Origin of the sequence: Streptomyces venezuelae (genome assembly GCF_008642375.1) — a bacterium.
Lineage (GTDB): Bacteria > Actinomycetota > Actinomycetes > Streptomycetales > Streptomycetaceae > Streptomyces > Streptomyces venezuelae_G.
The window spans coordinates 5,192,508-5,216,820 of sequence record NZ_CP029194.1 but is presented as its reverse complement, the minus strand read 5'-3'; the positions used below and the strand labels follow the sequence as shown (position 1 = coordinate 5,216,820).

20 protein-coding genes are annotated in these 24,313 nt (G+C 73.2%); 7 read left to right on the top strand and 13 right to left on the bottom strand.

Translation table 11 applies throughout. The features are described 5' to 3' along the window. Positions 1 to 38 precede the first annotated feature (38 nt). Together DEJ46_RS24060 and DEJ46_RS24055 are read left to right on the top strand one after the other, a co-directional pair. Positions 39 to 2,351, top strand: coding sequence for a YfhO family protein (locus tag DEJ46_RS24060; RefSeq protein ID WP_150269545.1), 2,313 nt, complete (start codon positions 39 to 41; stop codon positions 2,349 to 2,351). 9 nt (positions 2,352 to 2,360) lie between these two features. Further along, a complete protein-coding gene (locus DEJ46_RS24055) occupies positions 2,361 to 3,155 on the top strand; it encodes a tetratricopeptide repeat protein (protein ID WP_150269543.1) in 795 nt (264 codons plus the stop codon). Here the strand turns inward: DEJ46_RS24055 and DEJ46_RS24050 are convergent. Both DEJ46_RS24050 and DEJ46_RS24045 read right to left on the bottom strand, forming a co-directional pair. Beyond that, the gene (locus DEJ46_RS24050) at positions 3,152 to 3,643 is read right to left on the bottom strand and encodes a GNAT family N-acetyltransferase (RefSeq protein WP_150269541.1); all 492 of its coding nucleotides are present in this window, start codon (positions 3,641 to 3,643) and stop codon (positions 3,152 to 3,154) included. The genes DEJ46_RS24055 and DEJ46_RS24050 overlap by 4 nt on opposite strands. 5 nt (positions 3,644 to 3,648) lie before the next feature. Then, positions 3,649 to 4,377, bottom strand: coding sequence for a DUF2625 domain-containing protein (locus DEJ46_RS24045; RefSeq protein ID WP_150269539.1), 729 nt, complete (start codon positions 4,375 to 4,377; stop codon positions 3,649 to 3,651). Positions 4,378 to 4,471: 94 nt separating this feature from the next. Here DEJ46_RS24045 and DEJ46_RS24040 point away from each other — a divergent pair, with 94 nt between their 5' ends. Further along, complete coding sequence (locus tag DEJ46_RS24040) at positions 4,472 to 4,861, top strand: hypothetical protein (protein ID WP_150269537.1); 390 nt, start codon at positions 4,472 to 4,474, stop codon at positions 4,859 to 4,861. A gap of 45 nt (positions 4,862 to 4,906) precedes the next feature. Here the strand turns inward: DEJ46_RS24040 and DEJ46_RS24035 are convergent, their stop codons facing one another. The 5 genes from DEJ46_RS24035 to DEJ46_RS24015 form a co-directional block, all read right to left on the bottom strand. Further along, complete coding sequence (locus DEJ46_RS24035; protein WP_150269528.1) at positions 4,907 to 5,302, bottom strand: VOC family protein; 396 nt, start codon at positions 5,300 to 5,302, stop codon at positions 4,907 to 4,909. 133 nt (positions 5,303 to 5,435) lie between these two features. Further along, a complete protein-coding gene (locus DEJ46_RS24030) occupies positions 5,436 to 5,834 on the bottom strand; it encodes a hypothetical protein (RefSeq protein WP_150269526.1) in 399 nt (132 codons plus the stop codon). Between the two features lie 143 nt (positions 5,835 to 5,977). Then, positions 5,978 to 7,525, bottom strand: a complete 1,548-nt coding sequence (locus tag DEJ46_RS24025) for a protein kinase domain-containing protein (protein WP_411757833.1) — start codon at positions 7,523 to 7,525, stop codon at positions 5,978 to 5,980. Positions 7,526 to 7,581: 56 nt separating this feature from the next. After that, complete coding sequence (locus DEJ46_RS24020) at positions 7,582 to 8,196, bottom strand: hypothetical protein (RefSeq protein WP_150269522.1); 615 nt, start codon at positions 8,194 to 8,196, stop codon at positions 7,582 to 7,584. Positions 8,197 to 8,319: 123 nt separating this feature from the next. Continuing rightward, positions 8,320 to 10,434 carry an N-6 DNA methylase gene (locus DEJ46_RS24015; protein ID WP_150269521.1) on the bottom strand — a complete coding sequence of 705 codons (2,115 nt, stop codon included), beginning with the start codon at positions 10,432 to 10,434 and terminating at the stop codon, positions 8,320 to 8,322. Between the two features lie 353 nt (positions 10,435 to 10,787). Between DEJ46_RS24015 and DEJ46_RS24010 the strand changes: the two genes are divergently transcribed. Both DEJ46_RS24010 and DEJ46_RS24005 read left to right on the top strand, forming a co-directional pair. Next, positions 10,788 to 11,594 (top strand): DUF4190 domain-containing protein, encoded by an 807-nt coding sequence (locus DEJ46_RS24010; RefSeq protein ID WP_150269519.1) that lies wholly within the window; start codon positions 10,788 to 10,790, stop codon positions 11,592 to 11,594. 84 nt (positions 11,595 to 11,678) lie between these two features. Beyond that, positions 11,679 to 12,395: a hypothetical protein gene (locus DEJ46_RS24005; RefSeq protein ID WP_150269517.1), complete on the top strand. Its 717-nt coding sequence runs from the start codon at positions 11,679 to 11,681 to the stop codon at positions 12,393 to 12,395. Positions 12,396 to 12,402: 7 nt separating this feature from the next. Here the strand turns inward: DEJ46_RS24005 and DEJ46_RS24000 are convergent, their stop codons facing one another. The 3 genes from DEJ46_RS24000 to DEJ46_RS23990 form a co-directional block, all read right to left on the bottom strand. Beyond that, a complete protein-coding gene (locus DEJ46_RS24000; RefSeq protein ID WP_150269515.1) occupies positions 12,403 to 13,149 on the bottom strand; it encodes an N-acetyltransferase in 747 nt (248 codons plus the stop codon). A gap of 60 nt (positions 13,150 to 13,209) precedes the next feature. Next, positions 13,210 to 13,842 (bottom strand): HNH endonuclease family protein, encoded by a 633-nt coding sequence (locus DEJ46_RS23995; protein ID WP_150274726.1) that lies wholly within the window; start codon positions 13,840 to 13,842, stop codon positions 13,210 to 13,212. Positions 13,843 to 13,952: 110 nt separating this feature from the next. Next, the gene (locus tag DEJ46_RS23990) at positions 13,953 to 14,846 is read right to left on the bottom strand and encodes an SCO6745 family protein (protein WP_150269514.1); all 894 of its coding nucleotides are present in this window, start codon (positions 14,844 to 14,846) and stop codon (positions 13,953 to 13,955) included. Between the two features lie 75 nt (positions 14,847 to 14,921). Between DEJ46_RS23990 and DEJ46_RS23985 the strand changes: the two genes are divergently transcribed. Continuing rightward, positions 14,922 to 15,503, top strand: a complete 582-nt coding sequence (locus tag DEJ46_RS23985) for a TetR/AcrR family transcriptional regulator (RefSeq protein WP_150269512.1) — start codon at positions 14,922 to 14,924, stop codon at positions 15,501 to 15,503. A gap of 48 nt (positions 15,504 to 15,551) precedes the next feature. Beyond that, entirely contained in the window at positions 15,552 to 16,811 is a 1,260-nt protein-coding gene (locus tag DEJ46_RS23980; protein WP_150269510.1) for an SGNH/GDSL hydrolase family protein, read from the top strand. Positions 16,812 to 16,933: 122 nt separating this feature from the next. On the opposite strand, the gene mfd is transcribed toward DEJ46_RS23980, so the two are convergent. The 3 genes from mfd to DEJ46_RS23965 form a co-directional block, all read right to left on the bottom strand. After that, positions 16,934 to 20,464, bottom strand: a complete 3,531-nt coding sequence (mfd, locus tag DEJ46_RS23975; protein ID WP_150269509.1) for a transcription-repair coupling factor — start codon at positions 20,462 to 20,464, stop codon at positions 16,934 to 16,936. Positions 20,465 to 20,667: 203 nt separating this feature from the next. Next, a complete protein-coding gene (locus tag DEJ46_RS23970; protein WP_150269507.1) occupies positions 20,668 to 23,241 on the bottom strand; it encodes an ABC transporter permease in 2,574 nt (857 codons plus the stop codon). After that, the gene (locus DEJ46_RS23965; protein WP_150269505.1) at positions 23,238 to 24,026 is read right to left on the bottom strand and encodes an ABC transporter ATP-binding protein; all 789 of its coding nucleotides are present in this window, start codon (positions 24,024 to 24,026) and stop codon (positions 23,238 to 23,240) included. The genes DEJ46_RS23970 and DEJ46_RS23965 overlap by 4 nt, the downstream gene beginning before the upstream one ends. Between the last annotated feature and the right edge of the window lie 287 nt (positions 24,027 to 24,313).

The following is a 24,313-nucleotide window of genomic DNA, read 5'->3' as shown; positions in this document are numbered from 1 at the left end:
GGCCCTTCCCGGGGACTCGCTGGCATATTCGATCCGTCATGCCGAACGCCCTGCGCTCCCTGTCGCTCTCCGCCCTCCTCGCCACGGCAGCCGTCTGCGCCGGCGACGCCGTGGCCCGGGTCTTCCCCTTCGGGCCGCGCCACCGGGCCGTCAACGACCTCGCGAACCAGTTCGTGCCGTTCCACGCGCACCTCTGGGACCTGCTGCGGGGCCGCGCGGACGGCGGGCTGCTGCTCGACTGGCGGGCGGGCTGGGGCACGAGCTTCCTCCCCGACTACGGCACCTACCTGTCGAGCCCCTTCGCCCCGCTCGTGGCGCTCCTCCCACGCGCGGACATCGAGTACGCGGTGTACGGGATCACCGTCCTGAAGACGGCGGTCGCGGCGGCGGCGATGACGTTCCTGCTGCGGCGGACCGGGCCGGGCGGCGTGTGGTGGTGGGCGGCGGTCCTGGGCGCCGCGTACGCGCTGTGCGGCTGGTCGCTCGCGGAGGGCACGTACAACCCGATGTGGCTGGACGGCCTGATCGCCTTCCCGCTGCTCTGCCTGGTCGGCGAGTGGGTACGGGAGGGCCGCAGGCCGCTCCTGGGGCCTGCGGTGGTGGCGGTGTGCTGGCTGGCGAACTTCTACACGGCGTACATGGCGACGCTCGGCGCGGCCCTCGTGCTCCTGGTCCGCCTGGCGACGACGGACGGCGTCCGTGCGCGTCCGGTGGTGCGGGCGGCGCTGACGACCTCGCTCGGCATCGGTCTCGCCGCCCCCGTCCTCGTCCCCGTCTTCCTCGGGTCGCGCCACGCGTACCCCGGGGTGGTCAGGGAGTTCGACCCGGCGGCCGGTACGGACGTCCTCGCCCGGCTCCTCCCGGCGACGTACAGCTTCGCCACCCCGGCGGCCTTCGTCAGCACGGCGGTGCCGCTGCTCGCGGCCACGCTCCTCTTCCGCAGGGACCTCCCGGGCCGGGTGCGGTGGCTGTGGGCGGGCCTGTGCGTGGCGGTCGCGCTCTCGATGCAGTGGGGGCCGGCCCATCTCGTCTGGCATGTCTTCGCCACGCCGAACGGCAGCCCGTACCGGCAGACGTTCGTCTTCTCCGGCGTCCTCGTCCTCGCCGCCTGGACGGCCGTCTCCCACAGGCTCCCGGACCGGCGGTCACTGGCGGCGGGGGCGGCGGTCGTCCTCGCCCTCGCGGCCGGGGCGCTGCCGAGCCGCATCCTCACCCCCACGGCGCTGCTCCTCGCGGGCGCGGGCCTCGCGGCGGTGGCGGGCGCGCTCCTCCTCCCCCGCCGGGGCCGGTACGGGATCCTGGCCGCGCTCCTGGTCACGGGCACGCTGCTCGGGCAGGCGGCGGCGACGGCGGCCCACGCGGACCGGGAGCGGGCGGCCCGGCTCGACGACTACCCGCCGCTGGGCGCGGAGCAGCAGCGCCGGGCGGCGGCCCTGGCGGCGGCCGACGGCTGGCCCGCGTACCGCACGGACACGGGGCTGCCCCGGGTCGCGGGCAACGATCCGCTGCTCCTGGGCGGTCAGGGCGCCGCGTACTACAGCAGCCACACCCCGGCGGTCCTCACGGAGACGCTGACGGCGCTCGGCGGCGGCTGGACCTCGCGGGGCCGGAACCTGCTGAGCCTGGACAACCCGGTGACGGACGCGGTGTTCGGGGTGGGGGCGCGGTGGCGGGACGGATCGGTGGAGCGTACGGAGACGTACCTGCCGCTCGTGAGCGTGCGCCCGCCGGGCCCGCCGCCGGTCTACGGCCCGTCGCCCTTCCGCAACCAGGAACTCCTGCTGGGCTCCCGGGTGTACGAGGCCGCGCGCGCGGGCGCCTGCCCGGTCGGCACCGAGGTCTTCCTGTGGGCGCCCGACGCCACGGGCCGGGCCCGGCTGGGCGCGAGCACGGCGGCCCTCCTGGGCGGCCGGCCGAAGCGCAGCGCGGCCATGACGTCGCTGGGGGTCCAGCGGACGGCGGGCACGAGGGTGGAGGTGCCGGGCGGCGGACGCGGCGAGATCGGCTGCCTGGACCACGCGCGGCTGCGGGAGGCGGTGACGTCGCTGCGCGCCGAGGCGGCCACGGCGGTCCGTGCCGCGCCCGACGGCATCAGGGCGGCCCTCCCGGCGGGCCGGCCGGGAACCGTCGTCGTAGCGGCCCCGCACATCGCCGGCTGGACCTGCGCAAACTCCCCCACGACCTCGTACGGCGGCCTCCTCGCCCTCCCGGCGCCCGCCTCCGGCACCGTCGACTGCGCCTTCCGCCCGCCGGGTCTGCGGGCCGGTCTTGCGGTGGGAGCGGGCGCTCTGGTGGCGCTGGCGCTCTCGCGCCTGACCTCCGCCATCAGGCGTTCCCGGGACCGGCCTTAAGGTCGTCGCATGCATCTGGACGAGGGACGGAAGGCCGCCGAGGCCGGGGAGTGGGTGGCGGCCGGGCACGCGTTCGTGCGGGCCGCCATGGAGGGCAGCGCGGAGGGCGCCGAGCTCGCGACGCAGGTGACCGTCGGCCTCGTGCCGCTGGCCGACGCCGGGTCGGCGGAGGCGGCCGCGCTGCTGGCCGGGATCTATCTGGAGTACTTCGACGAGTCGGCCCTGCCCGACGCCGTGCGGTACGCCCGGGCGGCGGCCGGCGCCGGGGACCCGGCCGGGCAGCGCACCTACGGGTACATGCTGCTCGAAGGGATCGGCGTCCCGGAGGACCACGAGCACGCCGCCGAACTGTTCCGGGCGGCGGCGGAGGCGGGGGACGCGTACGCCTGCCTCAACCTCGCCCAGCTCGTCGACGACTTCGACGAGGCCCGGCTCCTCCTGGAGAGGGCCACCCGCGAGGGGATCGACCTCGCCGGCGCCCTGCTCGCCGACCGGCTGTCGGAGCTGGACCGCGACGAGGAGGCGCTGACCTGGTACCTGTGGGCGGCCGAGCGCGGCCACACGGGCGCGATGCACGCCGCCGCCTGCTGGTACCGCGACGGCTTCGGCACCGAGCCGGACCCGGTGCAGGCGGTGCGCTGGTTCCTCGTCATGCTCGCGCACGGCGAGGGCGACGGCGTCCACGAGGCGATCGAACTGGCGAAGTCCGGGGCCCTGGACGCGGACGAGGTCCGCGAGGCGGGCCGCCTGGCGGGCGACCCGGCCACGGCCGACGCCGTCATCGCAACGGTGTGGGGGTCTTAGGGCCTGTCCAGACGCCAGCGGATCTCCCCGTCCTGCTCCTCCCCGGTCGGGGCGAGTCCGGCCGCGCGGGCGACGGCGGCGGAGGCCGTGTGCTCGGGGTGGACGTGCGCGAGGACCGTCCGTACGCCCTGGGCGACGAGCAGGCCGACCAGCCCCTGGGCGGCCTCGCGGGCGATCCCGCGCCCCTGCCAGTCGGTGCCGACGACCCAGGCGACCTCCGCGACCCGCCCGCCGTCGGTGACGGTGGCCTGCACGGCCCCGGTGAGCCGGTCCTCGTCGCGCAGCCGCACGACCCAGTTGCACCAGACCACGGAGGGGTCCGGCGACCCGGTGGCCAACCGCTCGTACCGGGCGCGCAGTTCGGGCGCGGTGAGCGGGGCTCCCCCGATGAAGGCGTGCAGGGCGGGATCGGCCAGGACGCCGGCCATCTCCTCGGCGTGCGCGACGTCGAGCGGTACGAGGTCGAGCCGCCCGGTCCGTACGGTCATCCCGCTCACAGCGCCCCCAGCGAGCCGGGGTCGACCTCGTCGAACTGCGTGCTCGTCTCCCGCTCCAGCTCCAGCAGCTCGGCCATCGTCACGACGCGCCGGCTCGTGGCCCCCAGGTCCTGGTGCGCCTCGGCGGACCACAGCGGCGGGTGGAGGGTGAGCCCCCGGTCGCCGTCCAGGTCACGGACCTCGTCGCGCCAGCCGGGCCAGCGGAGGTTCTCGTAGAACTCCTCGGTGCCGCCCGCGAGCATCCACGACAGCCAGGCCCCGTATCCGGCACCCAGCGCCTCCCACCGGAGCGAGTCCGGCGCGAAGTAGACCACTTCCGCGGGCTGTCCCGGCAGCCCGGCCTCGTCGGCGGGCCCGCCCTGGACGACGAACGTCCCGCCCAGGACGTCGTGGGCGACGACGAGCCCGGCCCGCGGCAGCCAGTCGGGGACGGTCAGCGGCGGGTAGCTGTTGACCCGCGCGAGGGAGGGCAGCCTCCGGGAGTTGTCGGCGGGCGGGCTGCCGTACACCCGGAGCCAGCCGTCGTCGACGAACGCCCCGCCACTGCGCAGCAGGAACGCCCCGAGGAACGACCGCACGGTCACCTGCGTCTGCACCAGCGCGGCGGCCCCACGCTCCGGATCGGCGTCCAGCACCTCGACGGGCACGGCCGCGCCCCGCAACTCGGCACCGAGCACCGGCCACGCCGGATCCTCGACCTCGATCAACTCGCTCAGTTCACGCACCGCAGCATGCTCGCACGCATGCGGACCGAGGCGGCATCCCCGCTTCGGAACGAAGTCACCCACCGAACTGGTGAGCGGCTGTAGCATCCGGCGGATGATCAGTCAGGGGTGGCGGGCAGGGATCGGCGCCGTGGGCGCGGTCGCGTTCTGCTGGGGTGTGGCGGGCGCGGTCCATCTGGGGTTCGAGCATCAGGGCAGCAACGGGAGGGGCGCGAACTACTACGGCCTGCCCGAGGGCGGCTGGGGGTACGAGATCGCCCTGCTCGCGGGGTTCATCGTCTCCGTCTACTCCACGCCCGGGCTCCTGCGCCGCGCGGCCTGGTGGCCCTCCATGAGCCTGAGCCTGGGCGCCGGGGCGGGTGTCGTCGCCGTGCTGTCACTGGGGCAGGAACCGAGGCACTGGGTGGCCGCCGCGCTGCTGTGGGCGACCGGGATCGCGGCGCCGCTCGTGAACCGCTTCTGGGGCCGCCACCACCCCGTCTAGCGTCCGGTCGCGCGGCGGTCCGCTCCGCGTCGCGCCCCGACGGCGTCAGCGCAGGTAGGGCGTGGTCATGATCTCCATGTTGTGTCCGTCCGGATCGTCGAAGTACGCGCCCCGGCCGCCGAAGAGCCGGTTCACCTTGCCCGGCTCGGTGTGGCCGGGGTCGGCGTAGTACGTCACGCCGGCCGCCTCCAGGCGCCCGATCATCGCGTCGAAGCTCTCCTCGGGCACGAGGAACGCGAAGTGCTGCGACTGGACCGGGGATTCCTTCCACTCGTAATAGTCGAGGGTCACGCCGTTGGAGAGGTCGACGGGGAGGAACGGCCCGAGGGGGGTGCCGACCTCCAGGCCCAGGATGTCCGCGAGGAAGTGCGCGGAGAGGGAGCGGTCGTAGGCGCGGACGATGGTGTGGTTCAGCTGGATCGCATCTGAGGGATGTGCCATCCGGCCGACGGTAGACCCGGCCCACGAGCGGACCAAGGCGGATCCCCGGGGACACGCCGCATTCCGGCCACGACGCGAGAAGGGCCGGGACCCCGTGGGGTTCCGGCCCTTCTCGGTACGCGTGTCCGCCGTACTACTTCGCGGCGATCTCTTCGAGGCACAGCACGAACTTGATCGTCTCGAGCTGCTGCGCGAGCGCCGAGAGCTCCTCGCCGCACTTGTTCACGTCGAAGGTGTCCTCGACGACCTTGACGACCTTGAACGTGTCGGCCTTGCCGGCCGCGCAGTCGACGGTGTCGACCTTCGGGTCGTTGTCCGGACCGGTCACCGTGACGCACTCGCCCGCCTTGGCGTGCACCGGGGCCTCGCCCGTGAGGTACGGGACGCCGAACTTCCAGGCGAGGACGGCGACGATCGCGACGAGGACGGCGCCGATCTTCTTGAGGATCTTCTTGCCCTTCGAGGGAGCCTCGGGGGCGCCGGAGGCGGCGGGCTGCTGCTCGGGGGTGAGGGGCGCGGACGGCGTCGTCATGAGGATTCCTTGCAGGACGTGGACATGATCAGACGCGAACGTTACATGCACCAAAACCGACAAAAAGGAAAGGAAAGATCCACTTCTCCATCAGATGCCGAGTCGTGATTCTGGCGCTCCGTCAGGGTCGCACCGGGGTCGCGTCAGGGGCGTGGGCCCAGCTGGCGCTGGCGGTCCAAAGCCCTTCGCAAGTCGACCGGAAGCGGGTGATACGGGCCGTACGCGCGCTCCGCGTCGAACAACAGCCGCTGGAGTTCCGCCTGTCCGGCCGCGTGCTCCCCCGTCGCCAGGTGCAGCAGCCCCGTCCGGTGCCGGATGTCGAAGGCCCGCGCCGGGTCGGCGGCCTGCTCGTAGAACGGCAGGACCGCGCGGAACTCCGCGAGCGCGGCGGCCGTTTCGCCCAGCTGCTCCAGGCACACGGCCGCGTCGTACCGGAACTGGAGCGTCTGCGCGTCCGCCGGGCCCGCCTCCGCGGCGCGGTCCTCCGAGAGACGGCGCAGCTCCGGCAGCGCGCGCCGGTACTGGCCGTCGTCCATCAGCGTCGACGCGTACTGCTTGCGCAGGATGCGGACGACCGGCGAGGCCTCGCCGTGCTCCGCAGCGGCGGCGGGCAGGATGCCGCCGAGGATGTCCACGGCCTGCGTCAGCGAGCCCTCGGCGAGCAGCCGCTTGACCTCGTCGACCGCTGCGGCGACATCGGGCCGGGGAGGCGCCGTCGGAGGCGGGGGCGTCGTCGCGTACATCCGGGGATCGGCGGGCGGGGACGACGGCGGCTGTACGGGCAAGGGGACGGGTACGGGAGTGGGGGCGGTCGTGGGCGCCTGGGGAGACTGCGTCGTGCTCCGGTCCGGCCAAGGGGCGTGCGGGCGCAGGAACGGGCGGGTCGGGTCCATCGGCCCCGCCGGGGCGCCGCGCGCGGGCAGCAGCGGGAGGAGGTGCTCGTACACCTCCTGCGCGCCCGACGGCCGGTCGCGCGGGTCCTTGGCCAGGAGGCGCAGCACGAGCGCTTCGAGCGCCTCGGGGACCTCGGGGCGCAGCTGGCGGATCGGGCGCGGCGGTTCGTACAGGTGCCGGTGCAGCACGCCGAGCGCGGTCGAACCGGAGAACGGCACGTCCCCGCTGAGGAGTTCGTGGAGGAGGGCGCCGAGCGCGTACAGGTCGGTGTACGGGCCGACGGCGCCGCCCATGGCCTGCTCGGGCGCCATGTACGCCGGGCTGCCGATGGGGGAACCGGTGTGGGTGAGGCGGGTGGTGTCCGTGTCGAGGACGGAGGCGACGCCCAGGTCGAGGACCGTGACCGTGCCGTCCGGACGGACCATCACGTTCCGCGGCTTGAGGTCGCGGTGCACGATCGGCACCGCGTGCACGGCGGCGAGCACCGCGCACAGCTGCGCGGCGACGCAGACGGCCCACACCCAGGGGTACGGGTCGTTCTCGGCGAGGTGGTCGGCGAGGTCCGCGCCCTCCACGTACTGCATGACGAGGTACAGGTCCTCGCCGTCGCTGCCGGCGTCGTGCACGGTGACCAGGCCCGGGTGGTCGACCTGCGCCGTGACCCGGCACTCGCGCACGAAGCGGCGCCGCAGCTCGTCGGCGGCGGTCGCGGGCCCGGCGATGCCGGCGGGGTGCAGCAGCTTCACCGCGACCCGGCGGTCGAGCCGGCCGTCGTACGCCGTCCAGACCTGGCCCATGCCGCCCTGCCCGATGACGGTGGCGAGCTCGTAACGCCCGCCGATGACACGCCCGTTCATCTCCGGCCTTCGCCTTCCCCGCCCTGCCCGCCGTGCGGGCCGTCCCGCCCGTCCCGTCCGTCCTGGCGCAGGAGGTCGCTCAGCTCGTCGAGCTCGGCGCGGACCTGCTCGATGCGGGGCGCGGTGGGCGGCTGGACGGGCTGGGGGACGGCGCCGAAGTACGGAGCCGGGGCCGGGGGCGAGCTCGGTGTCGTCGTGGCGGCGGAGCGGTCAGGCCCGTACCCGTACCCGAGCGGCCCGTACGGGGCCGGCACCGCCATCGCGCGGCGGCGGTCGTAGTAGCGGATCTCCCCGACCAGGTAGTAGGCGACGGAACCGGCCCCCAGGGCCAGGATCGTGCCGACCCCGATGACGGCCTCCAGGTCGGTGGCCTCCTTCTCGCCCGTGACGCCCATGTAGACGAAGAGCGCGGTGGCCACGACGAAGGCCAGCCCGAAGAACACCCAGTCCCGCACCGCGCGGGTGAGGATCGCGAGACGCAGCATCGGCGCCCACGCCAGGAAGCCGCAACTGAGCAGCGGCAGCGCGACGAAGAGGACGCGCAGCGCGATCAGGCCGCCGGAGGCGGGACCGGGCGGCGACGGCTGCGGGGCCTGCGGGGGGCCGTACATCTCGGCTGCTGCTCCTGCTCGAACGGATCGGAACGGATCCGGAGCGGATCCGGGACGAGCGTATACACCGTCACCGACAACGGTTCCGGGTTGTCCGGAACCGTTGTCGAACCGATCAGACCCTCACGGCTCCACCGTGCCGTCCGCCAGGCCGTCGTACAGGCCCTGGACAAGCTGTTCGCCCAGCCGGGAGGCCTGCCGCAGGCTCTCCTCGAACTCCGCGAGGGCACGGAACCGCTCGCCGAACCGGCGCTGTTCGGCCAGGGGCAGGCGCGGCAGCTGGAGGCGGCGCACGTCGAGCCTGGTCGCGGTGGAGGCGTAGCTGCTGGCCTGCCGGGTGTTGGCGGTGGCCCGGAGGAATCCGGCCAGGAACCACGGGTCGAGGGCTGCCCGGTCGGGGCGGAGCAGTTGGAGGTTGCGCCCGAGGGCGGCTCCCTCGGCAGGGGTGTCGACGACGCGGACGGCCGCGCCGCCGCCGAGGACCGGGACGACGACGTCACCGGCGGCGAGGAGGACCGGGTCCTCGGGCGGGCCGTCGGGGAGCGTGCCGGAGGGCGGCTGGGCGGCGAGGACGTCGTGGTCGGTGAGGACCGCGACGGGGGCGCCGGCGGGGGCCGTGCCCGCGCCGCCCGCGTGCAGGGTCAGGGCTCCGGCGCGCGCCAGTTCGCCGACGGTGGTCGTGCCGGCCGTGGCACCGGCCGGGCCTCCCCCGGCCGTGGCGGGCTCGGTCACGGGCGCCGGCGTCAGCTCGCGGGTCCGGTGCAGGGTCTCGGCGAGCCGCTCGCGGACCAGGGCCAGCTGGGTCGCGCCCTCGGCGGCGGCGCGGGGCGGGAGGTGGCGGGCCGGGGCGAGGTCGACGTCGTCGTCGAGGAGCTCGATGACGGGGACGGCGCGGCTCTCCCCGGGGGTCGCGGCGAGGGTCCCGTCCCGGTCGAAGGCCGTCCAGGCGTCCAGTACGGCCGTGTGGACGGCCGGCCAGTCGAGCCGGTCCCGGCTGTCCCTGCCGTCCCTGCCCTGGCCGTCCCGGCCGCCTTGGCCCGTGTGCTCGGACGCGGTGTCGACGAGGAGCAGTTCGGCGGCGGGGCGCTCGCCGGGGACGGGCCTGCGCAGGACCCAGAGGTGGAGCGGGATGCCGTACGGCGGTGCGGCACCGGCCGGGAGAGCGACGACCGCGCGGAGGGCACCCCGGCGGAGCAGGTCGGCGCGGATCCGGCGGCCGGAGCGGCGGGAGGCGGCGGCGGGCGGCATGAGGAGGACGGCGGTGCCGCCGGGGCGGAGGCGGGCCAGGGCGTGCTGCACCCAGGCGAGCTCGGACTCCGTACGGGCCGGGAAGCCGTACTCCCAGCGGGGGTCGTAGGCCAGTTCGTCGTGGCCCCAGTTGCGCTCGTTGAACGGCGGATGGCACAGGACGGCGTCGGCGGCGAGCGCCGGGAACGCGTCGGCGCGGAGACTGTCGCCGGAGCGGACGCGGATGTCGGCGGCGGTCTCGGCGGAGAGGGCCAGGCGGAGGGCGGTGAGCGCGGCGAGGTCGTGGTCGGCGTCCTGGCCGCAGACGGCGCCGGGCCGCTCGACCGCGCTGAGCAGGCCGCCGGTGCCGCAGGCGGGGTCGAGGACGGTGAGCGGGGCACGGGTGCCGTCGGCGGCCGCCGACGCCGTGCCGCCGGTCGCGAGGGCGGCCATCAGGGAGGCGGGTCCTGGCGGGGTCAGCGTGTACTGCCGGGGGTTGGCGTCGAGGTGACGGCCGAGCAGGAACTCGAAGGCCGGGCGGACTCCGCCCATCTCCGCCGCGAGCTCGGCGGCCCCTCGGAGGAGGGGGACGGAGGGGGCGAGCGCGGAGACGGTGGGGGTCAGGACGGCCCGCTCGGGGCCGAGGCGCCCGGTGAGCGTCTCCTCCAAAGCGACGGGGAGGACGCCCGTGAGCCGCTCGTCCGGCAGCGCGGCGAGCGCCGGCCAGGCCGCCGACCTGTCCCGTACGAGCAGGAGGGCGCAGCCCGCGTGGACGAGGGCGGTGACGGCGCCGGCGGGGTGGCCCGCGATCTGCTGCCACACGCGCTCGCGCAGGGGGACCTCGGCCAGCTTGCCCTGCTCGCGGAGCCACCGCTCGACGTCGGCGAGGGCGAAGGAGGGGCTGGTCTCCGTGCCGCCCACGGGCTTGGGGAAGTCGGAGTGGCGGCGGCGCCAGTTGCTGACGGCTGCCCGGCCGACCCCGGCGAGCCGGGCGATCCCGGCGGCGGTCACCTCTGCCGAGCCGGGGTCTGCGGCGTCTCCCGTGGCTCCGGCGGCTCCCTTGGCTCCCGCGCCTTCCGTGGCTCCCGCGCCTTCCGTGGCTCGCGTGTCTTCCGTGGCTCGCGTGTCTTCCGTGGCTCCCGTGTCCCCTGCGTCTCCTGCGCGCTCCTCCGGCACCTGACTCATCTCCCTGGCTCGCCTCGCCCACGTCCTCGTGTGACATCGATCTTACCGACGAACACGCACGGCACCACTTCACAGCGTGAGCGGACTCGTTTTTCGTGAATCGTGTTGACTCGGTTCACAAGCTCTGTTGTGATTGACCCATCGCTTCAGACAGCTTCTCTGTCCGGGAGGACACACCCATGTCGTACGACACTCAGGTCCCCGCCGCCGCCCCGCGGCAGGTCATGCGCAACGGCCTCGGCACCGCGGCCCTGATCCTCGGCATCATCGGCACGGTCTCCGGCCTCATCCCGCTGCTCTTCTGGCTGGCCGGCACCCTCGGCGTCATCGCGCTGGTCCTGGGCCTCGTCGGCAAGGGCCGGGTGAAGCGCGGCGAGGCGAGCAACAAGGGCGTGACGATCACCGGCGCGATCCTGGGCCTCGTGTCCCTGATCCTCGCGACGGTCGGCCTGATCATCACGGTCACGGCGGTCAGCGACGCGGTCGAGGAGATCGACAAGAGCATCAAGGACGCGGCGCCGAAGGACCCGACGAAGGCCGGGGCCTCGTCGGGCGACGCCGGGACGTCGGACAAGGGGACGGCGGACAAGGGCAAGGCCCTGGCGGACGGCGACACCTCGGTCTACGACAACGACCTGAAGATCACGGTCTCGGACCCGAAGGCGTACACCGCCAGCGAGTACGCGGTCGGCCACACCAAGGGCAACAAGGCCTACCAGGTCACCGTCGTCGTCGAGAACGGCGGCAAGAAGAACTTCGACGCCGTCGGCGTCCTGCTGAGCGCACGCGCCGGCACCGACGGCGTCGAGGCGGAGCAGATCTTCGACGAGAAGGTCGGCGCGGGCTTCCAGGGCGCCGTCCTGCCCGGCAAGAAGGCCACGCTCACCGTCGCCTTCGACACCCCGAAGGACGCCAAGAACCTGACCGTCGAGGTCAACCCCGGCTTCGACTACAACGCCTCGCAGTGGGAGCTGAAGCTCGGCTGACCCAGACGGTCACCACGCACCACCAGGACCGGGGGCCCCACGGGGCCCCTTCCCTCGTTCACGCCCCCCGGAGAGACTGCCCCCATGCACGCCTTACTCCGCCGCCCCGTCGCCGTCGCCCTCCTCTGCGCGGCCTCCGGCCTCTCCGCCACCGCCTGCGGTCGGCCCGCGGCGGACCCGGCCGAACCCTGGATTCTCGACAAGGCGATCAGGGCGACGGAGTCGGCGGAGTCCGTGACCGTGCAGTCCGACGGGTTCTCGTTGATGGTGCCGATGAAGAGCCGCAGCTCCCGCGACGGCCGGGGGAACTGCACCACGACGCTGTCCCACGGCACGTCGGACACGCTCGACGTCATCAGGGTCGACGGGGACGTGTACGTCCGCCGCGACGAGGCGCGCCTGCGCCGGGAGGAGAGCCACCGGACCCCGGAGGACCTGGAGGCCCTGATCGGCAGGCTCAAGGGCCGCTGGACGAAGTCGCCCGCCGACGGCCCCGCCGCCCCGGAGGGGCTGGGGACCTGCAGCTGGAAGGTGGGTTCCCCGAGCTTGGTGAACGGCTGGGACGACGACTCCGTGGAGCCCGCGGAGACCACCGTCGACGGCCGGAAGGCGCTGAGGCTGGCGCAGCCGGTCGGCGGCGACGGCGAGACGACCACCGTCTACATCGCCGCGGAAGGCCCGCCGCACCTCCTGAAGATCGTCATGACGGGCGGCGAGACGCCGGGGACCACCACCTACCACTACGACAGGCCGGTCGAGGTGAAGGCCCCGCCGGCCAAAGATGTCGTCGTGATGAATTGATCTCTCGTCAGATGCTGTGCCGCACCCACACGTTGGGCTCGACGTAGACGGCGTACCCGCGCGAGACCTCGCAGTGGACCGGGACGAGGGCCTTCTCGACCTCGACCGGGCCGTCCGTGTCGAAGGGCAGCCCCGTCCACGCGCGCCACTGCTCGACGGAACCGCTGACCGTCATCGACGCCGGGGCCACCGCCTCGACGACACCGCCCGCGCGGACGTGGACGCGCAGCCACGGGTCGACCGGCAGGCCGTCGGACTCGCGGGTGCGGAAGGCGTACTCGTGGATGGAGGACTCCGCCTCCAGGTGCTTGCCGTTGGGGCGGACCGGGGCGACGAGCTCCGAGAAGCCGAGCCGCTTCGTGTTGTCCCGCATCGCGGCGAGCATCCGGTGCGAGACGCCGTTGCCCAGCGCGCTCGTGTCGACCGTGATCTCGATCGCGCTGACGGTGTCCGGCTCGCGGCCGGCCCGCAGGTCCGAGAAGGCCCAGAGCAGCACCTCGTCCCAGCCCCGGGGCGGCAGCTCGCGGCGGCCGTCGACGTCCATCCGGAAGGGGACGCTGAAGCCGCGCGCGACGACCTTGCCCTCGGCGTCGGTGGCGACGAGGACGTACTCGGGCAGCTCACGCACGATCCGGCCGATGTTCGCCCAGCCCACCGGGTCGTACATCATGAACTCGGGCCAGAGGTCGAGCATGCTCCACATCGGCCCTTCCAGCTCGGGACGGGCGGCGAGGGTCGATATGTTCAGGTCCATGCGGGCAGGATAAAGATCGTCTTCCGAAGGGCGAAACGATTTTCCCGGCGGCTCGGCTCCCTACGGGAGTTTCTGCTGCGGGCAGCCCTTGAGGACCCGCTTCATCGCGTCCCGCTCGGCGCCCGTCACCCACACGCTGTACTTCTGCTTCACGGAGACCTGCCGGGCCACGTACGTGCAGCGGTACGCCTTGTTCGGCGGGAGCCAGGTCGCGGCGTCGCCGTCGGACTTGCGCCGGTTCGCCGAGGAGTCGACGGCGAGGAGGTTGAGGGGGTCGTTGGCGAAGCGGCGGCGGGTGTCCGCGTCCCACCACCTGGCGCCCTTCTGCCAGGCGTCGGAGAGCGCCACGACGTGGTCGATGTCGACCTTGCTGCGGCCCCGGACGTACGCGACGGTGGTGCCGGTGTACGGGTCGTCCATGAGGGTGCCGGAGGCGACCTTGCAGCGGCCGTCCGTGAAGCGGACGCCGGACAGGTCGCGCCGGAGTATGTCGTCGCGGGTGCCGCAGCCGTTGCCGTCGACATCCGCCCAGGCCCGGCCGAACTCCTCCCGCGCGTAACCGGTCTTCGGGGCCCGGCCCTTGACCGTGAGGGTGTCCACGGCGGCGAGCGCGGTGCCGCGCGCGGCGGGCTTCCCGCCCGAGCCGCCGTCGGCTGCGGGGGTGTCGGAGCGGGGCGTGCAGGCGGTGGCCATGAGGGCGGCCACGGCAAGCGCCGTGGCGGCCGAGGGGCTTCGATATACGCGGAACGTCCGTTGTGTGAACACCCCCGCATCCTAGGCGGGGGTGTGGCGCGGCCCTCGCCTCACACCTTGCCGATGCCGAGGGTGTTCTCGGCGGGGAGCAGGCCGGAGCCGATCGCGGAGAGCCAGGGCCCGCCGAGCAGTTCGGCGAGGCGGGTGGTGCCGTCCTGGCCGAGGGCGTCCCAGGGAGCGGCGGCGAGTTCGTCCGTACGCAGCTCGACCTCGGCGCGGAGCGCGCGGCCGGCTTCGGTGACGGTCCCGTCCGCGTCCAGGACCCCGCGGGCCGCGAGGCGGGTGCGGGCGGCGGACCACTCGGCGGCGGACCAGCCGCGGCTCTCGAACACGGCCTCGGGGGCGGCGCCGACCGCCGCGAAGGAGACGAGCGCCTCGACCGGGTCGAGGCCGGCGACGAGGAGCGCGGCGAGGTGCCCGTCGCCGCGGTGCTCGCGCAGGATCGTCGCGGCCTGCCAGAGGACGAGGTGCGGGGCCCCGGGCCAGGGCAGGGCGGCGTTGGCGGCGGCGAGGGGGCGCCCCTCCGTCCCGGCGGCCTCGGCGGCGCGGCGGGCGAGGGCGGCGGCCTCGGTGAGCTCGGGGCTCTTGACCGTGTCCTCGCCGAGGACGGCCCGGTAGGTGCGGTCGACGGCACGGAGGCGGGCGGCGAGGACGTCGGCGGGGGCCGCGGAGGGCCCGCCGGGGACGTACCGGGCGACCATCCCGGGACTGAAGCTGTAGAAGGCCGAGGCGACCCCGACCGGGCCGGCCGCGCCCAGCGGGGCGGAGCGCCAGGCGAAGTAGGAGGGCCAGCGCTCGGCGGTGTCGTAGCCGAGGGCGGCGGCCTCGTCGAAGGCCTCGGGGGCGTAGTAGAGCAGGGCGTGCAGGGGTTCGAGCAGGTGCCACATCTGACGTACGCGTGCGGATTCCACGAGGTACCCCTCTCGTGTTGAACGGCGGACCATCAACTTGTCACTGACTAGATAGTGCGCACCGAAACGGGAACTTGTCAACGACTAGATGAGGGCTAGGCTGCCCCCATGAGTCCGAGCCGGAAGACCTACCACCACGGCGACCTGCGGCAGTCCGTCCTCGCCGCCGCCCTCGACGTGATCGCCGCCGAGGGCCCCGGGGCACTGAGCCTGCGCGACCTCGCCCGCCGCGCCGGCGTCTCCCACGCGGCCCCCGCCCACCACTTCAAGGACCGCACCGGCCTCCTCACCGCCATCGCCACCGAGGGGTACGACCTCCTGGCCGCGACCCTCGCCGGGACGCCCGAGCTGCGCGAACGCGGCGTGCGGTACGTACGGTTCGCGACGGACCACCCCGCCCACTTCCAGGTGATGTTCCAGCCGGGCCTGCTCCGCGCCGACGATCCGGAGCTCCTCGCCGCCAGGGAACGGGCCTCCGCCGAACTCCGCGCGGGCGTGGCCGGCCTGCCGGACGTCCCCGACGCCCGCACGGCGGGCATCGCCGCCTGGTCGCTCGCCCACGGCTTCGCGACCCTGGTCCTCACCGGGAACGTCGAGGCGGCGCTGGGCGGCCGGGAGCCGGAGGAGTACTTCCGCTCCCTGACCGGCCTCCTCTTCGCCGGCCAACTCCCCGAGGAGAGCGGGCATTAGAACCCGGCGGCCGGGAATAGCCCGCGCCTGCCCGTAATTGACGCAAGCATGCATACGACGAACACCCTGCGCCGCACCGCCATAGCCGTCCTCACCGCCGCCACCCTCGGATTAGCCCCCACCGCACTCGCCGACTCCGGCCACCAGGGCCCCTCCTGGCGGGCCGCCTGGGCCGCCTCCCCGCAGTCGCCGACCGCGCCCTTCACCGCCAACTGGTCGCAGCAGGGCTTCGAGAACCACACCGTCCGCCAGGTCGTCCGGGTCACCACCGGCGGCACCCGGGCCCGGATCGAGCTGACGAACCGATACGGCTCCACTCCACTGCGGATCACCGGCGCGACCGTGGCCCGTACCGCCGAGGGCGGCGCGGTGCGCCCCGGCTCCGTACGCCCCCTCCGCTTCGACGGCCGCGCGTCGGTGACGATCCCGGCCGGCGGCACCCTCCTCAGCGACGCCGCGAACCTCCCCGTCGAGGCCTTCGGCTCGCTCACCGTCACCCTCTACCTCGCGGAGAAGACCGGCCCCGCCACCTTCCACCACTTCTCCTCGGCCACCAGCTACCGCGCCGACGGCGACCACCGGGGCGACCTGACCGGCACGGCCTTCCGGGAGACCAGCGCGTCCTGGTACTTCCTCTCCGGCGTCGAGGTCACCGGCGGCCGGGACACCGGACGCCGGAACGGCGTCGTGACCTTCGGCGACTCCATCACCGACGGCGTCGGCTCCAAGCTCGACGCCAACGGCCGCTACCCCGACGAGCTCGCGGAACGCCTCGCCGAGTCCGGGCGTCCGCGCGCCGTCGTCAACCACGGGATCGCCGGCAACCAGGTCGTCAACGACACCACCTGGGCGGGCGAGAGGGCCCTCAAGCGCTTCCGTCAGGACGTCCTCACGGAGCCCGGCGTCCGGACCGTGATCGTCCTCGAAGGCATCAACGACATCGGCGGCAGCACGGCGACCTTCCCCGCCCCGCCCACCCCCGACGTCTCCGCCGCACAGCTCATCGCGGGCCACCGCACCCTGATCCGCGAGGCGCACGCGAAGGGCCTCAAGGTCGTCGGCGCGACCCTCACCCCGATCAAGGGCTCCTTCTACGACACCCCGGCGAACGAGGCCAAGCGGGAGGCCGTCAACGACTGGATCCGCACGTCCGGCGCGTACGACGCGGTCGTCGACTTCGACCGCGCGGTGGCGGACCCGACGGACCCGGACCGCATCCTCCCGGCGTACGACTCGGGCGACGGCCTCCACCCGAACGACGCGGGCTACGAGGCGATGGCCGAAGCGGTGGACCTGAACGAGCTGTAGCCGACGGCTTGCGGCACCCCGCGCACCCCTACGACTCGGGGTGCCGCACCAGCCACTCCTGGAATCCGGCCCCCTCGTCCCCCGTCCTGGGGACACCCTGCCGGAGGGGGACGCTCAGAGCGTCACGAACCCAGGATCGTCGTGAGGAACTCCCCGGTCCACGCGAGCAGTTCGCGCCCCACCACCGGCTTCCCCCCGATCTTCCCGCTCGTCGGCCGCGGCACCAGGATCTGGTGCACCGCCGGCTTGATCACCGTCCGGGGGTACAGCCGCTTCAGCCGCAGTTCCTGCGACTCCCTCAACTCCACCGGCGCGAAGCGGATGTTCGGGCCCTGGAGGACGATCTCGCCGACTCCGCACGCGCGCGCCAGCATCCGCAGGCCCGCCACGAGCAGCAGGTTCTCCACCGGTTCCGGCAGCTTGCCGTAGCGGTCGGTGAGTTCCTCGCGTACGGCCCTGATGTCCTCCTCCGAGTTCGCGGAGGCGATCGAGCGGTAGGCCTGGAGGCGGAGCCGCTCCCCCGGCGCGTAGTCGTGCGGCATATGGGCGTCGACCGGGAGCTCGATCTTGACTTCCAGCGGCGCCTCCTCCTCCGCGCCGCCCTCCATCTGCGCCCGGTAGTCCGCGACCGCCTCGCCGACCATGCGGACGTACAGGTCGAAGCCGACGCCGGCGATGTGGCCGGACTGCTCGCCGCCGAGGAGGTTGCCCGCGCCGCGGATCTCCAGGTCCTTCATCGCCACGTACATGCCGGCGCCCATCTCGGTGTGCTGGGCGATCGTCGCGAGCCGCTCGTGCGCGGTCTCCGTCAGCGGCTTCTCCGGCGGGTACAGGAAGTACGCGTAACCGCGCTCGCGGCCACGGCCGACGCGGCCGCGCAGCTGGTGGAGCTGCGAGAGGCCGAAGTTGTCGCCGCGCTCCACGATCAGGGTGTTGGCGTTGGAGATGTCGATGCCCGATTCGACGATCGTCGTCGAGACGAGCACGTCGAACTTCTTCTCCCAGAAGTCGACGACCACCTGCTCCAGGGCCGATTCCGACATCTGGCCGTGGGCCGTGGCGATCCGCGCCTCCGGCACGATCTCCCGGAGCCGGGCGGCCGCGCGGTCGATGGAGTCGACACGGTTGTGGATGTAGAAGACCTGGCCCTCGCGCAGGAGTTCACGGCGGATGGCCGCGCCGATCTGCTTCTCCTCGTACGGGCCGACGAAGGTGAGGACCGGGTGCCGCTCCTCCGGCGGGGTCGTGATCGTCGACATCTCGCGGATGCCCGTGACCGCCATCTCCAGGGTTCGCGGGATCGGGGTGGCCGACATCGTCAGCACGTCGACGTTGGCGCGGAGCTTCTTCAGCTGCTCCTTGTGCTCGACGCCGAAGCGCTGCTCCTCGTCGACGATGACCAGGCCCAGGTCCTTGAACTTCGTCTCGGAGGCGAAGAGGCGGTGGGTGCCGATGACGACGTCGACCGAGCCCTCCCGCATCCCCTCCAGGGTCGCCTTCGCCTCGGTGTCGGTCTGGAAGCGGGAGAGTGCCCGGACGTTCACCGGGAACTGCGAGTACCGCTCGCTGAACGTGCCGAAGTGCTGCTGCACGAGCAGCGTCGTCGGGACGAGGACGGCGACCTGCTTGCCGTCCTGGACGGCCTTGAAGGCGGCGCGGACCGCGATCTCCGTCTTGCCGTAGCCGACGTCGCCGCAGATCAGGCGGTCCATGGGGACGGTCTTCTCCATGTCCTCCTTGACCTCGGCGATCGTGGACAGCTGGTCGGGGGTCTCCGCGTACGGGAAGGCGTCCTCCAGCTCGCGCTGCCACGGGGTGTCCTGGCCGAAGGCGTGGCCGGGGGCCGCCATCCGGGCCGAGTACAGCTTGATCAGGTCGGCGGCGATCTCCTTGACGGCCTTCTTCGCGCGCGCCTTCGTCTTCGTCCAGTCCGCGCCGCCGAGCCGGTGCAGGGTGGGCGCCTCGCCGCCGACGTACTTGGTGACCTGCTCCAGCTGGTCGGTGGGGATGTACAGCCGGTCGCCGGGCTGGCCGCGCTTGGCGGGGGCGTACTCGACGAGGAGGTACTCGCGGGTCGCGCCCTGCACGGTCCGCTGGACCATCTCCACGTAGCGGCCGACGCCGTGCTGCTCGTGCACGATGTAGTCGCCGACCTCCAGGGTCAGCGGGTCGATGGTCTTGCGGCGCTTGGCCGGCATCCGCTGGCCGTCCTTGCCGGCCGCCTTCTGGCCGGACAGGTCGGTCTCGGTGAGGACGGCGAGCTTCAGCGCCGGGTCGACGAAGCCGTAGTCGATGGAGCCGGTCGCGACATGGACGACGGACGGCGAGATCTCCGCGAGGTCGGCGTCGAGACGCGCGGCGATGCCCTCGCCGCCGAGGACCTCGACCGTACGCGTGGCGGGGCCGTGGGCCTCCGTCACGTACACCGTCCGCCAGCCCTCGGCCAGCCAGCCCTTGGTGTCGGCGAGCGCGCGGGCGGTGTCGCCGCGGTACGACTCGGGGGCGTGCATGCCGAGGGTGAGGGTGTCCCCCGAAAGGACCTCGTCCGCCGCGAACGGCGACACCGACCACCAGGCGATGTCCAGCTCGCGCGCCCGGTCGCGGACGTCCGCGATCCCCCACAGGGAGGCCGCGCCGACGTCGATCGGGGCCTCGCCGCCGCCCGCGGTCGCCGCCCACGAGGCCTGGAGGAACTCCTGCGACGTCGCCACCAGGTCCGAGGCCCGGGTCCGGACCCGCTCCGGGTCGCAGACGACGGCCATGGCGCCCTTCGGCAGCACGTCGAGCAGCAGCTCCATGTCGTCGACGAGGACCGGCGCCAGGGACTCCATGCCCTCGACCGCGATCCCCTCCGCGATCTTGTTCAGGAGCTCGCCCAGCTCCGGGTGCTCCTCGGCGAGCGCCGCCGCCCGCTCCCGTACGTCCTCGGTCAGGAGCAGCTCGCGGCAGGGCGGCGCCCACAGGCCGTGCTCGGCGACTTCGAGGGAGCGCTGGTCCGCCACCTTGAAGTAGCGGATCTCCTCGACGTCGTCGCCCCAGAACTCGATGCGGAGCGGGTGCTCCTCGGTGGGCGGGAAGACGTCCAGGATGCCGCCGCGCACGGCGAACTCGCCGCGCTTCTCGACGAGCTCGACCCGGGAGTACGCGGCGGCCGCGAGGCCCTCGACGACCTCGTTCAGATCCGCCGTCTGCCCGCTGCGCAGCGCCACCGGCTCCAGGTCGCCGAGGCCCTTGACCTGCGGCTGGAGCACGGAGCGGATGGGCGCGACGACGACGCTGACGGGGCCGGCGGCCGGGTCGTCGTCGCGGGGGTGCGCGAGGCGGCGCAGCACGGCGAGGCGGCGGCCGACGGTGTCGGAGCGGGGCGAGAGCCGCTCGTGCGGCAGGGTCTCCCAGGAGGGGTACTCGGCGACCGTGTCGGGGTCGAGGAGCGAGCGGAGCGCGGCGGCCAGGTCCTCGGCCTCCCGGCCGGTCGCGGTGACGGCGAGGACCGGGCGCCCCGAGTCACGGGCGAGCGCGGCCACGGCGAACGGCCGTGCGGCGGCGGGCCCGACCAGGTCGACGTGCGGGCGGTTGCCGTCGGCGGCGGCCTTCACCGCCTCGGCGAGGGCCGCGTCCTTGACGACTACATCAAGCAGGCCGTGCAGGCTCATGGAGCTTTCCATCCCGGGTTCGGAGTACGGGGCGCGGTGGCGCGGGGCGGGCAACGCGAACAGCCCGACACGTCGTACGGGCCGGGGTGTCCAGCGTACGACGGGGCAACGACAGTCGCTCCCGAAACACGGGGCGGCCCCGGCGGACAACTCCACCGGGGCCGCTCGGGAGCGCGTACGGCTCCTCGCCTCCTCCTCGCCTCCTACTCGCTGGCGATCGCGTTCAGGACGTTCATGCGGCCCGCGCGGAAGGCCGGGACCAGGGCCGCGAAGAGGCCCACGAAGGCCGAGCCGACGAAGACGGTGAGGATCGTCGGCCAGGGGATCTCCAGGACGCCGAGGCCTTCCAGGGCCAGCAGCTTCTGGGCCGCCGTGCCCCAGCCCATGCCCAGGCCGAGGCCGAGGAGGGCGCCGAAGAGGGCGATGACCACGGACTCCAGGCGGATCATGCGGCGCAGCTGGCGGCGGGAGAGGCCGATGGCGCGCATGAGGCCGATCTCGCGGGTCCGCTCGACGACCGAGAGGGCCAGGGTGTTCACGACACCGAGGATCGCGACGACGATCGCGAGGGCGAGGAGCCCGTACACGATGTTGAGGAGCTGGCCGACCTGGTCCTTGAGGGTCTCCTTGTAGTCGGCCTGGTTGCTGGCCTTGTACTGGGGGTAGGGCGCGAGGGCCTTCTTGACGGCCTCGTAGGCCTGGGCCTCCTGGCCGTCCTTCGCGCTGGCGAGGATGAGCAGGCTCTGCGGCATCCGGTCGGCGGGGACGTACCGGGCGAGGGTGGTGACGTGGGTGTACATCGCGCCGTTGTCGACCTGGCCGGTGTCCGCGGTGATCGCCGCGACCTTGAGCTTCGCCGTCTCGCCGCCCTTGAAGGCGACGGTCAGCACGTCGCCGACCTTCACGCCGTACTCGGTGGCGTAGTCGCTGCCGACGGACATCGCGTCGGCGCCGTAGGCGTCGGTGAGCTTGCCGGAGGTGACCTCGCGGCGGAGGTCCTGCACGTACGTCGGTTCGGTGGCGGCCAGGTAGGCCTTCTTCGTCTTCCCGCTCGGGGCGGTGACCTTGGTGTCGGCCAGCTTGTACTGGGTGACGTGGTCGAGGCCCGGGACCTTCTCCAGGGCGGCCTGCGCCTGCGGCACGATCGGCTGGCCGGTGCCGGACTGGACGATGAAGTCGGCGCCGACGGAGCGGTCGAGCTCGTCGGTGGCCGAGGCGACCATCGAGGAGCCGACCACCGAGAGGCAGGCGACGAGGGCGAGGCCGATCATCAGGGCGGCGCCGGTGGCGCCGGTGCGGCGGGGGTTGCGCAGGGCGTTGCGCTCGGCCATGCGGCCGACCGGGCCGAAGACCCGCAGGACGACGACGCCGAGGGCGCGGACGACTCCGCCCGCGAGGAGCGGGCCGATGACGATGAAGCCGAGGAGGGAGAGGACGACGCCGAGACCGAGCCAGAGGGAGCCGGGGCCGGCCTCGTCGGCGCGGGTCGCGGTCCACAGGGCGGCTGCGCCGGCGGCGGTGAGGGCGAGCCCGAGGGCGCCCCGGATGCGTCCGGCCTTGCCGTCGGCGGGGGTGCCGGCGTCGCGGAGGGCGGCCATCGGGGAGACCTTGCCGGCCCGGCGGGCCGGGATGTAGGCGGCGAGGACGGTGACGACGATGCCGAGGGCGAGGCCGACGGCGGGGGTCGTCCAGGCGACGGTGAGGTCGCGGGTGGAGAGCTCCATGCCCATCGAGGACATGAGCTTCATGAGGCCGACGGCGAGTCCGACGCCCGCCGCGACACCGGCGACCGAGCCGACGACGCCGAGGAGCAGCGCCTCGACGAGGACGGAGCGGTTGACCTGCTTGCGGCTGGATCCGATGGCCCGCATGAGGCCGATCTCGCGGGTGCGCTGGGCGACCAGCATGGAGAAGGTGTTGACGATGAGGAAGATGCCGACGAGGAAGGCGATCCCGGCGAAGCCGAGCATCGCGTACTTCATGACGTCGAGGAATCCGGCGACGTCCTCGCGGCCCGCGTCGGCGGCCTCGGCGGCCGTCTGGAGCTTGTAGCCGTCGCCGATCGAGGCGGCGACGTTCCTCTTCAGCACGTCGTCGCTGACACCGGGCTTCGCGTCGACCAGGACCTGGGTGAACAACCCTTCTTTGCCGAGGAGTTCGCGCTGCGCGGTGGGGGTGTCGAAGTAGACGACGGTGGCGCCGGGGTTGGTGACCTTGAAGTCGACGATGCCGGAGATCTTCGCGGTGAAGTCACCGGTGACGGCGATCGTCCGCAGCTCGTCGCCGAGCTTCAGACCGTGCTTCTCGGCGGTGGCTCCGTCGACGACGACGTCGGTGGGGCCGCGGGGCTCCTGGCCGGAGACGAGCTCCACCGAACGGAGCTCACTGGGGCTCCAGTTGGTGGCGATGGTCGGGGCGCCACTGGTGGGCCCGACGTTCTTGTTCTCGGCGTCGACGACGGTGACGCTCATGGAGATGACGTCGCCCTCGGCGGCCTGGACGCCCTCGGCCTTCCCGACCTGCTCGACGAGCGAGGCGGGGAAGGACTCGGGGCGGCCGGACTGCGGGGTCTCGTCGTCGGTCGCCGCGCCCTTCGGGCTGACGGTGACGTCGGAGGCGGTCGACGAGAAGAGCTTGTCGAACGTCGTGTTCATGGTGTCGGTGAAGACCAGGGTCCCACTGACGAAGGCGACGGAGAGGAGGACGGCGACGGCGGAGAGCGCCATGCGTCCCTTGTGCGCGAGGAAGTTGCGCAGCGAGGTCTTGAGGACGGTCATGACGTCCGCCCGCGCGCGTCGAAGTCCTTCATGCGGTCGAGGACGGCGTCGGCGGTGGGCCGCTCCATCTCGTCCACGATCCGCCCGTCGGCGAGGTAGAGCACCCGGTCGGCGTAGGAGGCGGCGACCGGGTCGTGGGTGACCATGACGATCGTCTGCCCCAGCTCGTCGACGGACTGGCGGAGGAAGCCGAGGACCTCGGCGCCGGCCCGGGAGTCGAGGTTTCCGGTCGGCTCGTCGCCGAAGATGATCTCGGGCCGGGCGGCGAGCGCGCGGGCCACGGCGACGCGCTGCTGCTGGCCGCCGGAGAGCTGGTTGGGCCGGTGCTTGAGGCGCTCGGAGAGCCCGACGGTGTCGACGACCCGGCGCAGCCACTCGGCGTCCGGCTTCCGTCCCGCGATGTCCATCGGGAGCGTGATGTTCTCGATGGCGTTCAGGGTCGGCAGCAGGTTGAACGCCTGGAAGATGAAGCCGATCCGGTCGCGGCGCAGCTGCGTGAGCTTTCTGTCCTTGAGCCCGGTGATCTCGGTGTCGTCGAGGAAGATCTCGCCGCTGGTGACGGTGTCGAGTCCGGCGAGGCAGTGCATCAGGGTCGACTTGCCGGAGCCGGAGGGCCCCATGATCGCGGTGAAGCGGCCACGGGCGATGTCCACGTCGACGGAGTCCAGCGCGACGACCCGGGTTTCCCCGGTGCCGTACGCCTTGACGACCTGACGCGCCCGCGCGGCGACGGCCGTGCTCTCTCCCGTACCCCCGTGCCTGGGGATGGTCACAGCCGAAGTCACGGTCTTCTCCTTGATGGGCGGTGGGGTCGTGCCTGGTTTGTAAGTTCAAGTTAAGAAGCGAGAACCGGACTTCTCCTCCTCCGGCGGGACGAACGACCCCTGGCCCGTATGGGGGAGATCCCCCTAGGGGTTCCTACGACCCGGGTACGGGTGAGACCCTGACCGCGAACATTTAGGTGTACGAAGAAAGGAAGCGTGCGGTGGCCGAGTCCGACACGACGCCGGCGGGCAGTCCCGCCGGAAAGACCGGGTCCACCGCCCCCGCCCCCGGCTCCCCCTCCGCGGCG

What these genes read in the sequence shown, in the direction of transcription:
- DEJ46_RS23980 (WP_150269510.1), top strand. Translation starts at nt 15,552, where the DNA reads ATGCATACGACGAACACCCTGCGCCGCACCGCCATAGCCGTCCTCACC.
- DEJ46_RS23995 (WP_150274726.1), bottom strand. Translation starts at nt 13,842, where the DNA reads ATGGCCACCGCCTGCACGCCCCGCTCCGACACCCCCGCAGCCGACGGC.
- mfd (WP_150269509.1), bottom strand. Translation starts at nt 20,464, where the DNA reads ATGAGCCTGCACGGCCTGCTTGATGTAGTCGTCAAGGACGCGGCCCTC.
- DEJ46_RS24060 (WP_150269545.1), top strand. Translation starts at nt 39, where the DNA reads ATGCCGAACGCCCTGCGCTCCCTGTCGCTCTCCGCCCTCCTCGCCACG.
- DEJ46_RS24020 (WP_150269522.1), bottom strand. Translation starts at nt 8,196, where the DNA reads ATGTACGGCCCCCCGCAGGCCCCGCAGCCGTCGCCGCCCGGTCCCGCC.
- DEJ46_RS24010 (WP_150269519.1), top strand. Translation starts at nt 10,788, where the DNA reads ATGTCGTACGACACTCAGGTCCCCGCCGCCGCCCCGCGGCAGGTCATG.
- DEJ46_RS24025 (WP_411757833.1), bottom strand. Translation starts at nt 7,525, where the DNA reads ATGGGCCAGGTCTGGACGGCGTACGACGGCCGGCTCGACCGCCGGGTC.
- DEJ46_RS23970 (WP_150269507.1), bottom strand. Translation starts at nt 23,241, where the DNA reads ATGACCGTCCTCAAGACCTCGCTGCGCAACTTCCTCGCGCACAAGGGA.
- DEJ46_RS23990 (WP_150269514.1), bottom strand. Translation starts at nt 14,846, where the DNA reads ATGGTCCGCCGTTCAACACGAGAGGGGTACCTCGTGGAATCCGCACGC.
- DEJ46_RS24050 (WP_150269541.1), bottom strand. Translation starts at nt 3,643, where the DNA reads ATGACCGTACGGACCGGGCGGCTCGACCTCGTACCGCTCGACGTCGCG.
- DEJ46_RS24040 (WP_150269537.1), top strand. Translation starts at nt 4,472, where the DNA reads ATGATCAGTCAGGGGTGGCGGGCAGGGATCGGCGCCGTGGGCGCGGTC.
- DEJ46_RS23985 (WP_150269512.1), top strand. Translation starts at nt 14,922, where the DNA reads ATGAGTCCGAGCCGGAAGACCTACCACCACGGCGACCTGCGGCAGTCC.
- DEJ46_RS24030 (WP_150269526.1), bottom strand. Translation starts at nt 5,834, where the DNA reads ATGACGACGCCGTCCGCGCCCCTCACCCCCGAGCAGCAGCCCGCCGCC.
- DEJ46_RS24035 (WP_150269528.1), bottom strand. Translation starts at nt 5,302, where the DNA reads ATGGCACATCCCTCAGATGCGATCCAGCTGAACCACACCATCGTCCGC.
- DEJ46_RS24000 (WP_150269515.1), bottom strand. Translation starts at nt 13,149, where the DNA reads ATGGACCTGAACATATCGACCCTCGCCGCCCGTCCCGAGCTGGAAGGG.
- DEJ46_RS24005 (WP_150269517.1), top strand. Translation starts at nt 11,679, where the DNA reads ATGCACGCCTTACTCCGCCGCCCCGTCGCCGTCGCCCTCCTCTGCGCG.
- DEJ46_RS24055 (WP_150269543.1), top strand. Translation starts at nt 2,361, where the DNA reads ATGCATCTGGACGAGGGACGGAAGGCCGCCGAGGCCGGGGAGTGGGTG.